The sequence below is a fragment of the Lutibacter agarilyticus genome, from assembly GCF_900188235.1.
GTDB classification, from domain to species: Bacteria; Bacteroidota; Bacteroidia; order Flavobacteriales; family Flavobacteriaceae; genus Lutibacter; species Lutibacter agarilyticus.
In genome coordinates, this window is sequence record NZ_FZNT01000004.1 from 107,810 (window position 1) to 119,430 (window position 11,621).

Genomic DNA, 11,621 nt, shown 5'->3' on the forward strand with positions numbered 1-11,621 from the left:
TGGCTGCTTTTATATGTTATAATTTCTTTGCGTTTTTTACCTTTTGTTTGGTAAGTGCAATTTCAATTACTTCTTTCATTTCAGTAACATAGTGGAATTTTAATCCTTTTAAGTACGATTCTTTTATTTCTAAAATATCCTTCTCATTGTCCTTACATAAAATAAGTTCTTTTATATTTGCTCTTTTAGCAGCTAATATTTTTTCTTTAATTCCACCAACAGGTAATACTTTTCCTCGCAAAGTAATTTCACCAGTCATAGCCAATTTAGCTTTCACTTTACGCTGTGTAAATACTGAGACTAGCGATGTTAACATAGTGATACCTGCACTTGGCCCATCTTTTGGTGTTGCTCCTTCTGGAACGTGAATATGTACCTTGTATTCATCTAACACTTTAGAATCTATACCAAAATCTTCAGCATTAGCTCTGATATACTCCATAGCAATCGTAGCAGACTCTTTCATTACCTTTCCTAAATTCCCTGTGATAGATAATCCTTTTCCTTTAGAAATAATAGATTCAATAAATAAAATATCACCACCAACACTTGTCCAAGCCAATCCTGTAACAACACCAGCAACATCATTGGTCTCATATTTATCGCGTTCTAAGTGCGAAGCACCTAACACTTTTTCAATAGTTTCAACGGTAATTTTCACATCATACGTTTCTTCCATTGCAATTGATTTAGCTGCGTAACGCACCATTTTTGCAATTTTCTTTTCCAAACCTCTTACTCCTGATTCTCGTGTATAAGCAACTACAATTTTTTCTAATTCTTTTTTACCAATTAAAATGTGTTCTTTGGTTAATCCGTGCGCTTCTAATTGTTTTGGTAATAAGTGACGCTTAGCAATCTCCACTTTTTCTTCAATAGTATAACCTGAAACATTGATAATTTCCATTCTATCACGCAATGCCCAAGGAATTGTTGATAAACTGTTTGCTGTAGCTACAAACAACACTTTTGATAAATCGTAATCTAGTTCTAAATAATTATCGTAAAAAGTGGTGTTTTGTTCAGGATCTAACACTTCTAACATTGCTGAAGAAGGATCTCCATTATGACTAGATGATGCTAATTTATCAATCTCATCCAATACAAAAACTGGATTTGATGTTCCTGCTTTTTTCAAATCTTTTATAATTCTACCCGGCATCGCACCAATATAGGTTTTTCTATGTCCGCGTATTTCAGCTTCATCACGCACACCACCTAAAGACATACGTACATATTTTCTACCTAAAGATTCTGCAATGGATTTTCCTAAGGAAGTTTTTCCAACTCCAGGAGGTCCGTATAAACAAATAATAGGCGATTTCATATCCCCTTTTAGTTTCAATACAGCTAAGTGTTCAATAATACGTTCTTTCACTTTCTCTAAACCAAAGTGATCACGGTCTAATATTTTTTGTGCTCTTTTTAAATCGAATTGATCATCAGAATACTCATTCCACGGTAAATCTAATAACAAATCTAAATAGTTACGCTGTACTGAATATTCTGCAACTTGAGGATTCATACGTTGTAAACGTCCTAACTCTTTATCAAAAGCCTCTTTTACAACTTTATTCCATTTTTTAGATTTAGATTTCTCACGCATTTCCTCCAACTCTTCATCATAGGATACACCACCTAATTCTTCTTGAATGGTTTTTAATTGCTGATGTAAATAATATTCACGTTGTTGCTGATCCATATCAGAACGTGTTTTAGACTGAATAACATTACGTAATTCTAAACGCTGTAACTCAGCATCCATCTTTTTTAATGTTAATAATGCACGTTCTTTTAAATTCGTAGTTTCTAATAGTTCTTGCTTCTCCTCAACTTTTAAATTCATATTAGAAGAAACAAAATTGATTAAAAACGGTTTGCTTTCAATGTTTTTAATCGCAAATGAAGCTTCCGAAGGTAAATTAGGATTTTCCTTGATAATTTTAACAGCCATTTCTTTTATAGAATCGATAATAGCTTCAAACTCTTCTTCTTCTTCACTAGATCTATCTTCAATACGGCCTTTAGTAGTTGCCTTAATATAAGGTTCTTCCTGAACAAATGTATCTACTTCAAAACGTTTTTTCCCTTGAATAATAACCGTTGTATTTCCATCAGGCATTTTTAACATTCGTAAAATACGTGCTACCGTTCCAACTTTATAAACATCTTTAATTGTTGGATCTTCAACCTCTTCATTTTTTTGAGCCACAACACCTATAATTTTATTTCCTTTGTTGGCTTCTTTTATTAATTGAATAGATTTATCTCTTCCTGCAGTAATTGGAATTACAACACCAGGAAAAAGCACGGTATTTCTTAAAGGTAAAATTGGCAATACATCAGGAATATCTTCCTTATTTATTTCCTCTTCATCTTCAGGTGTCATTAAAGGTATTAAATCCGCATCTTCATCTAAAATGTGCTCTAATGACAGATTGTCCATATTTAAAAATTTTGATTCACTCATAGTATATATTGGGTCATTTTGTCATTCAAATTAGTTTCTTTCGAAATAACAGCATCACAAAAATTATTTATCTCTCTATTAATCAATAGCTTAACAACACAATTATTGTTAAGTTATACTATAATTTTCAATAGTTATGCCAAAAAAACAAATACAACTACTATTTTCATTAATTTTAGATTAAAGTGTAACAGATTAAAAATAGTCATGTCTTTTTAATAGAAATCAATTTTTGGAAACCGAAATTCAACATAAAAACGAACTGATTATAAGTTGCGAAAACGGAGATAAAAAAGCTCAGTTTGCAATTTACAAACAATACTACAAAGCAATGTTTAACACTGCTTATAGAATTGTGAATGACAGATTTGAAGCTGAAGATATTATGCAGGAATCATTTTTAGCCGCATTTACAAAATTAGGTTCATTTAGTGGAAATGTAACGTTTGGTGCTTGGTTAAAAAGAATTGTAATTAATCACAGCTTAACTGCCTTGAAAAAGAATAAAAAAATTGATACCGTTTCTATAGAAAAAGTTACGATTAAAAATTCAGAAGAAGAAAAAGAAGATTACAGCTTGTTAAGTGTTAAAGAAATTTTAGCACAAATTGCTAAGTTAAAACCTAATTATAAAGTAGCTATTACGCTGCATTTAATTGAAGGGTACGATTACGAAGAAATAGCTGAGATAATGGATATTTCATACGAAAATAGCAGAACAACAGTATCTAGAGCAAAAAATAAATTAAGACAACTTTTAGCTACTTAAAATGAACAATAATTTAGAACATAGATTTAAAAATTTAGAAAATGAATTTGATATTGAAGAACCAACCATTGGACACTTTAACAGGTTTGAAGCAAAGTTAAATACACCTAAATCAAATTCGAAAAGCAACCTATTAAAATTTATAGCAACCTTTTCTATTGCAGCTTCTATAATTCTGTTTGTTGGTATTTGGATTGGTTCTGAATATAGTTCAAAAGGAATGGAACTCGCAGGAATTTCAACTGAAATGCAAGAAACACAAAGTTACTTTGTAAATACCATTCATAAAGAATTACAAACTATTGAAAAAGAACGAAATAATACCAATAAAAAAGTAATAAACGATGGCCTTAAGCAACTTGAAAAACTTGAGACACAATACCAAGTACTTACTTTAGAGCTCAAAGAAAGTACTGGAGATAAACGAATTATTTACGCAATGATTTCTAATTTTCAACAACGTATTGATTTGTTACAGAGTATCTTATTTCAAATAGAAACTATTAAACAACTAAAAACAGAAGACAATGAAAAATATGTATAAAATAGCACTCCTACTTTTTTTAATACCATTAGTAGTTGCAGCAACAGAACATAAAGGAAAGTATACCAAAAATAAAAAGGTTACTAAAGAATATACCGTAAACAAAGATGCTTCTTTAACAATTTCAAACAAGTATGGAAACATACATATTGTTACTGGAAATTCAAACAACATTGAAATTGAAGTAAACATTACTACCAGTGGAGATAATGAAGAAAAAGTACAAGAACGTTTGAACCAAATAAATATTGAATTTGACGGAAACTCAAGCAATGTTTCAGCAAAAACTATTATAGGAAAAAGTTCTAGTTCTTGGAGCTGGGGACGTAAAAGCAATGTGAATATGGAAATTAATTATATTGTTAAAATGCCCGTTACCAACAATGTGAATCTTTCAAATGATTATGGGAGTATTAACTTGGATAAACTAGAAGGTACTGCTAAAATAAATTGTGATTATGGAAAAATTACCATAGGTGAATTATTAAATTCAAACAACAGTATAAATATTGATTACACCAATAAATCTAATATTGAGTATCTAAAAAGTGGCAATATCAATGCCGATTATTCAACATTACATGTGGAAAAATCAGGAACTGTTAATTTGAACGCCGACTATTCACATATTTCGTTTGGAATGATTTCAGACTTAGATTATAACTGTGATTATGGCGATTTAAAAATAGAAAATTGTGCTAATATTGTTGGAAACAGTGATTATATGCAAACATCAATTGGAAAATTATTTGAAGCTGGAAGTTTTGATATTGACTATGGATCTTTAAAAATAAATGCTTTAAGTGAAAATTTTAAAAAATTAACTGTTGAATCTTCTTATACACAAATTAAATTGGGCATAAATTCAACCAACTCATTTAATCTTGAAGCAAGCCTAAGTTATGGTAATTTAAAGTATAATGACGATTTTACCTTCAATAAAGAAATTACAAAAACAAGTTCTAAATATTACCAAGGCTATTATAATTCATCAAATTCAACTAGTACAATTACTTTAAAAGCTAACTACGGAAATATCACTTTTACAACTAATTAAAACGAACACTATGAAAACTATTACACCAATATTAATTACTTTTTTACTTTTAATATCAACAACTAGTTTTGCTCAAAAGAAAAAAGTAAAAGGAAATAGCAACATTATTACAACAACAAGAACTGTTGATAACTTTGACAACATAGCGGTTTCGGGTTCTTTTAATGTTACATTGATAAAAGGAAAAGCTGGGACTATTACTATTGAAGCTAGTTCTAATTTAATGGAAGCTATTGAAACTGAAGTTAAAGATGGTTTATTGAAAATTAAATTTAAGAGCGGTTGGAATATTAGAACCTATAAAAAAGTAAACATTACGGTTACGTTTGAAACTGTTTCAGGAGTTTCATTATCTGGTTCTGGAAGTATTATTTCTGCAGATGAAATTATTGCAAACAACTTAGATTTAAAAGTTTCTGGCTCTGGAAATATGAAATTAAAACTGTTTACTGATCAATTAACAGCTGCCATATCCGGCTCTGGTAATTTGAAACTTCACGGAGAAACAAATATCGTAACATGCTCCATTTCTGGTTCTGGAAATTTAAATGCGTCCGATTTAAAAGCAACTATTACAAATGCAAAAGTTTCAGGGTCAGGAAATGTAAAAATTCAAGCTTTAGAAGAAATTCACGCTAAGGTATCTGGTTCAGGAAACATTCTTTATTCAGGAAATCCAAGCATTATAAAAGCAAATGCTAGCGGTTCAGGTGCTGTTAAAAAAATGAATTAAAAACTATTTCCCTATATAAAAAAGGCTGTTTAAAAATTATAATTTTTAAACAGCCTTTTTATGCCAATGAATGTAAAAACTTATTTATTTTTGTTTTTATTTTTTCCAGTTGCAACATTGAATTTACCTCCAAACACCCACATATTTTCAAGAAATGTAAAATCTTGAGAAGCTGAATCTGATTTACTTGCAGTAGTTCTAATATCTTGCATATTAATATATCCAGCTTTAAAAGTATATTGAATAAAGAAATACTTAAAAAAAGTAATATCTAATCCAACGTGTGCAGACATACCATAACCCGAAACATGAAATTCATCGTAACGTTCTTTCCCTAATAATTTGGTATTGGTTTTTGGGTACAATACACCAAAACCAAGTCCTTCTGTTAAATTGATATCTATATTTTTAACACCAAAACCAATCCAGTTATCAACCGTATCAAATCTGTTTACTTCAACAGTTACGTAATTTAAACCATCAGTATGTTCAAAAGTTAGAAAGTCTTTTTCTAAATTAATTGGAGTGTTATTGTATACTCCATCGTACACTCCTCCAGTATTTATATTTCCACTCGCATTTACAACTTGATTGTTGTGCATTACATATTTCATATGGTCAACACCTAAAGCAACATTGTAATGATCGTGAAAAAAATAACCCGCTCTAAAATTGGTTTGCGGAATGGTTACTTCATCTAATTTAAAATAGTAAATACCAAAAGGTTTTGGTTTATCTCGAGCTTTTGTGTCAAATAAAGTGAAATAATAATCATCGCCTTTAAACGTGATGTCAGATTTTGAGTAACTTCCCCTGTTCCATCCCCAATAAACAAACATTCTTCCTTTGTTATGTACTACATCATTAAAATTTCTTTTAAGTTTAGGGTTTTCTTCGGTAATAACTTCTTGTGAATAAGACAAGGCTGTTGCTAGCAATAAGGCTGCTATTAAATATTTTTTCAACTTATGAAATACAATTTTTAATTTCTTTAATAAATCTTACAGCTAAAGCATCTGCACTTTTTTGTGAGGTGCTTTCTGTATATATTCTAATAATTGGTTCGGTATTCGATTTTCTTAAATGCACCCATTCTGAAGTAAAGTTAACCTTCACCCCATCAATAGTGCTTACGTCTTCATTTTTATAGTTTAAAGCCATTGTTGCTAAAATTTCATCAACATTAATTTGAGGTGTTAATTCAATTTTATTTTTACTCATATAATAACTAGGGTAACTGTCTCTTAATTCTTTACATGACATTTTTGAAGTTGCCAAGTGCGACAAAAATAAAGCAACACCAACTAGTGAATCACGACCATAATGTGAATCAGGGTAGATAATACCTCCATTCCCTTCACCTCCAATAATGGCGTTTGAGGCCTTCATCAATTCAACTACATTTACTTCACCTACTGCACTTGCTTGGTAAGTTCCTCCATGCTTTTCTGTAATATCTCTAAGCGCTCTTGAAGAAGATAAATTTGAAACCGTATTTCCTTTTGTTTTACCCAACACATAATCGGCACAAGCGACTAAGGTATATTCCTCACCAAACATAGAGCCATCTTCATTCACTAAAGCCAATCGATCAACATCTGGATCAACAACAATTCCAAAATCAGCTTTTTCCTTTACAACCAATTCTGAAATATCAGTTAAATGCTCTTTTAAAGGTTCAGGATTGTGTGGAAATTGCCCGTTTGGTTCACAATACAATTCTACACATTCAACACCTAACCTTTCTAACAAGGCTGGTATTGCAATTCCTCCAGTAGAATTTACGGCATCTACCACCACTTTAAAATTGGCTTTTTTAATAGCTTCAATATCTACAAGCTCTAAGGCTAGCACTTCTTTAATATGTTTATTTATATAACCTTGCTTTTTTCTATAAGCTCCTAAACCATCAACTTCTGAAAATAAAAAGGCATCATCTTCTGCAATTTTCAAAACCTCTTCACCATCTTTTGCGTTTAAAAACTCCCCTTTTTCATTTAGTAATTTTAAGGCATTCCATTGCTTAGGATTATGACTTGCGGTAATAATAATACCTCCATCTGCATTATCTAAAGTTACAGCTACTTCTACTGTTGGTGTAGTAGATAAACCAATATCTGTAACGTTAATTCCTAAACCTACCAACGTATTGCACACCAAACTACTTACCATTTTACCCGAAATACGAGCATCTCTACCAACAACTACGGTTAAATTTTCTTTATTTGAATGTTGCTTAAGCCACATACCGTAAGCTGCTGCAAATTTTACCGTATCTAATGGGGTTAAATTAGTATTCACTTCCCCTCCAATAGTACCTCTTATTCCTGATATTGATTTTATTAATGCCATATCTTATTTTTTTTAAAGGTTCCAAAGGTAATTGTTCTTGATTTAATAACATAAAAAAAAGCTGTATCAAATGATACAGCTTTTAATATATTTAAATATTAGAGAATTTTATTTCCCTTCCATTTTTTTCTTCAATGCAGCTAAATCACCACCTAAATCACCAAGAGTAGTTTTCTCAGCAGACTCAGCTTTTTTCTGAGCTACTTTGATATTTTTCTCTTCTTGTGCTTTAAATATTGAAGTATGAGAAGCAACAACACGTCTAAACTCTTTGTTAAATTCAATTACTTTGAATTTAGCAGTTTCACCTTTTTCTAGTTTTGTTCCATCTTCTTTAGTAGTAAATCTACTAGGTACAAATGCTTCAACACTATCAGCGAAAGTTACGATTAAACCTTTATCACTCTTATCTTTTACAACTCCTTCGTGGATTGAATTAATTGCGTAAGTATCTTCGTGAGCATCCCAAGGGTTATCAGTAGTTTGTTTGTGACCTAAGTTTAATTTACGTCCTTCAACATCTAATTCTAATACTTGAACAGCTAATTTATCTCCAACTGATACGAAATCTGATGGGTGCTTAATTTTCTTAGTCCAAGATAAGTCAGAAATATAAACTAAACCGTCAATTCCTTCTTCTAATTCAACAAATACACCAAAGTTAGTATAGTTACGTACCGTACCTTCGTGAGTTGAACCTACAGGATATTTCTCAGCAATGTTAGTCCAAGGATCTGGATGTAATTGCTTAATACCTAAACTCATTTTTCTTTCGTCTCTATCTAAAGTTAAAACTTGCGCTTCAACTTCATCACCAACTTTCACGAAATCTTGAGCAGAACGTAAGTGCGTAGACCAAGACATTTCAGAAACGTGAATTAAACCTTCAACTCCTTGAGCTACTTCAATAAATGCACCATAATCAGCAAGTACAACTACTTTACCTTTTACTGTATCACCTACTTTAATAGTCTCATCTAATGCTTCCCAAGGGTGTGCATTTAATTGTTTTAAACCTAATTGGATTCTTGTTTTCTCATCATCAAAATCAAGAATTACAACGTTTAATGTTTGATCTAATTCAACAACCTCACTTGGGTGGTTAATTCTAGACCATGATAAATCTGTAATGTGAACTAAACCGTCAACACCTCCTAAATCAACAAATACACCGTAAGAAGTAATGTTTTTAACAACACCTTCTAATACTTGTCCTTTTTCTAATCTACCAATAATTTCTTTTTTCTGAATTTCAATATCAGCTTCAATAAGTGCTTTATGAGAAACTACAACGTTTTTAAACTCTTGGTTGATTTTCACAACTTTGAATTCCATTGTTTTCTCTACGTATTGATCGTAATCTCTAATTGGCTTCACATCAATTTGAGAACCTGGTAAAAATGCTTCAATTCCGAAAACATCTACAATCATACCACCACGAGTTCTACACTTAACAAAACCGTTAACTACTTCACCTGTTTCGTGTGCATTATTTACACGATCCCAAGCTTTAATAACTCTTGCTTTTTTGTGAGACAACACTAATTGACCTGAGCTATCTTCTCTTTTATCAACTAAAACTTCAACGATATCTCCAACCGCTAAGTTAGGGTTGTAACGAAATTCGTTTAAAGAAATAACACCTTCTGATTTTGAGTTGATGTCGATAATTGCTTCACGATCAGTTTTTCTTACAACAGTTCCGTCAATTACTTCTCTTTCATTCACTAAACCTAAAGTACCTTCTAAGGCAGCTTCAAATGCTTTAATGTTTTCTTCGTCAACTGCTTCAATTCCTTCTTCGTACTTGTGCCAGTCAAATGATTCTAAAAATTCTTCTGGGCTTACTTTTACTTCTTCCACAGCTTCTTTTTGTGCTTCAACTGGAGCAGCTGCTTCAGTTTTTTCTACTTTTGGAGCTTCAACTTGCTCTTCAGTTTTTTTTGTTTCTTCAGACATAATTGCTGATGATTAATTTTTGTATCTTATTATTATTCAGATTTTTAAACGATAATAATGCTAAGAGATTATTTATAAAATTTTCATTTAAATTCCTTTTTAAATCTGTTCTCGTAAAAAGGAGTGCAAATTTAAGAAATTTATTTTATTATAACAACTAGAAAATGAAGTGATTATGTAGTTTTATCTATTCCGTTATTAAAAATGCTTATTCATCTTCAAAAAATTCATCTTTAAAACCTATTAAATATACTTTTTCTTGCGCCCTAGTTACAGCGGTGTACAACCAACGTAAATATTCAATATTCTGACCTTCAGGCAAATATGGCTGCTCAATAAATACTGTTTTCCATTGCCCACCTTGTGATTTATGACAGGTAACTGCATAGGAAAATTTCACTTGTAACGCATTAAAATATGGACTTTTTTTAATTCCTAACAATTGCTTGTACTTAGATTTTTCGTGTGCAAAGTCTTTTCCTACTTCGTGATATAACTTATTAGACTCTTCGTAAGACAATGAAGGTGTTTCAGATGTTAAAGTATCTAACAAGAGTACAGTTTCAAAAGGAGCTTGATTTGGGTAATCAATCATTCTTACTTTTACTTCAGCAAATCTGAAGTCATACAATTCAATAATCTTTTTTATCGCTAGTATTTCACAGATATCACCATTGGCAATAAAACCTGCATCGCTAGAATCTTTTAACCAGAAATAATTATTTTTAACAACCATTACAAAATCCCCCGTAGAAATTTCGTTTTCTTGTCCTCTAATTTTACTTCTTATTTGCTGATTGTATAAATTAGCTCTTTTATTAGAACGAACAATAAAAGCAGTATCTTCTACTCCAATATGATCGTAGGCAGTGTTTATAGCATCTTGAATATCATAACCATCAACCAATCTAATTAGATCTGGAAAACCTAATTGAAATTTAAATGTTTCATACCCATTATTTCCAACTATCAATCTTAAGTCTGTTGCATTTACTAAAATACCAGAGTTTTCATGTTGACGCATTACTTCACTCAATTCAATTTCAGTAACTTCTTTATTATAGTTTAAGGCTAATTTATTCGCATCTAACGCCGGACTTAAAGTTAATTTTACCGGTGGTAATTGAGCCGTGTCTCCAATGAAAATAATTTTACATTTTACTCCAGAATACACATAAGAGATCAAATCGTCTAACAGCGATCCATTTTCAAACAATTTAGCATTGCTTGGACTGTCTGGAATCATAGAAGCTTCATCTACAATAAAAACAGTGTTGGTATGCTTATTTGGTTGCAATGTGAAATCAACACCACCTGCCTTATTCTTTTTTGGAAAATATATCTTTTTATGAATGGTAAATGCCTGTCTTTTAGAATATCCAGATATCACTTTAGCAGCTCTACCTGTGGGTGCTAATAATACTGCTTTTTTACCGACTTTCCATAAATTATTAACTACCGTACTAATTGTAGTTGTTTTACCAGTTCCAGCATAGCCTTTTATTAAAAACAAACCATCACTACTACTATCAAAAATAAAATCGGCTAATTTTGATAGCAATAAATCTTGTGAATTTGTGGGTTTAAATGGAAAGGATTTAACTAAATCTTCGTAAAATTGAGATACTGTTTTTGTCATGTGTAAAATAAATTTCAAATATACAAATTGATTTACCCTGAAAAGTTTTTCTCATTAAAAAAAATTTGTAGATTTGCCTACACATAAAAAATAAATAT

The 11,621-nt window shown here is 31.0% G+C and carries 9 protein-coding genes; 4 read left to right on the plus strand and 5 right to left on the minus strand.

All coding sequences use genetic code 11. The features are described 5' to 3' along the window. Nucleotides 1–16: 16 nt before the first annotated feature. Nucleotides 17–2,470, minus strand: coding sequence for an endopeptidase La (gene lon / locus CHB67_RS07865; RefSeq protein ID WP_089381217.1), 2,454 nt, complete (start codon nt 2,468–2,470; stop codon nt 17–19). A 232-nt stretch (nt 2,471–2,702) separates the two neighbouring features. Between lon and CHB67_RS07870 the strand changes: the two genes are divergently transcribed. From CHB67_RS07870 to CHB67_RS07885, 4 genes are read left to right on the plus strand one after another with little or no spacing between them, the layout of a single operon-like run. Next, on the plus strand, nt 2,703–3,239 hold the full coding sequence (locus tag CHB67_RS07870; protein WP_089381218.1) for an RNA polymerase sigma factor: 537 nt from the start codon (nt 2,703–2,705) through the stop codon (nt 3,237–3,239). Between the two features lies 1 nt (nt 3,240). Continuing rightward, a complete protein-coding gene (locus tag CHB67_RS07875; RefSeq protein ID WP_089381219.1) occupies nt 3,241–3,783 on the plus strand; it encodes a hypothetical protein in 543 nt (180 codons plus the stop codon). Continuing rightward, a complete protein-coding gene (locus tag CHB67_RS07880) occupies nt 3,767–4,840 on the plus strand; it encodes a hypothetical protein (protein ID WP_089381220.1) in 1,074 nt (357 codons plus the stop codon). The genes CHB67_RS07875 and CHB67_RS07880 overlap by 17 nt, the downstream gene beginning before the upstream one ends. Nucleotides 4,841–4,850: 10 nt before the next feature. After that, nucleotides 4,851–5,573 (plus strand): head GIN domain-containing protein, encoded by a 723-nt coding sequence (locus CHB67_RS07885; protein ID WP_089381221.1) that lies wholly within the window; start codon nt 4,851–4,853, stop codon nt 5,571–5,573. An 80-nt stretch (nt 5,574–5,653) separates the two neighbouring features. On the opposite strand, the gene CHB67_RS07890 is transcribed toward CHB67_RS07885, so the two are convergent. From CHB67_RS07890 to CHB67_RS07905, 4 genes are all read right to left on the minus strand, one after another. Beyond that, nucleotides 5,654–6,538, minus strand: coding sequence for a hypothetical protein (locus tag CHB67_RS07890; RefSeq protein WP_089381222.1), 885 nt, complete (start codon nt 6,536–6,538; stop codon nt 5,654–5,656). A gap of 1 nt (nt 6,539) precedes the next feature. After that, a complete protein-coding gene (glmM, locus tag CHB67_RS07895; protein WP_089381223.1) occupies nt 6,540–7,925 on the minus strand; it encodes a phosphoglucosamine mutase in 1,386 nt (461 codons plus the stop codon). A 108-nt stretch (nt 7,926–8,033) separates the two neighbouring features. Continuing rightward, complete coding sequence (rpsA, locus tag CHB67_RS07900) at nt 8,034–9,884, minus strand: 30S ribosomal protein S1 (protein WP_089381224.1); 1,851 nt, start codon at nt 9,882–9,884, stop codon at nt 8,034–8,036. 208 nt (nt 9,885–10,092) lie between these two features. Further along, a complete protein-coding gene (locus tag CHB67_RS07905; RefSeq protein ID WP_089381225.1) occupies nt 10,093–11,523 on the minus strand; it encodes an ATP-dependent DNA helicase in 1,431 nt (476 codons plus the stop codon). Between the last annotated feature and the right edge of the window lie 98 nt (nt 11,524–11,621).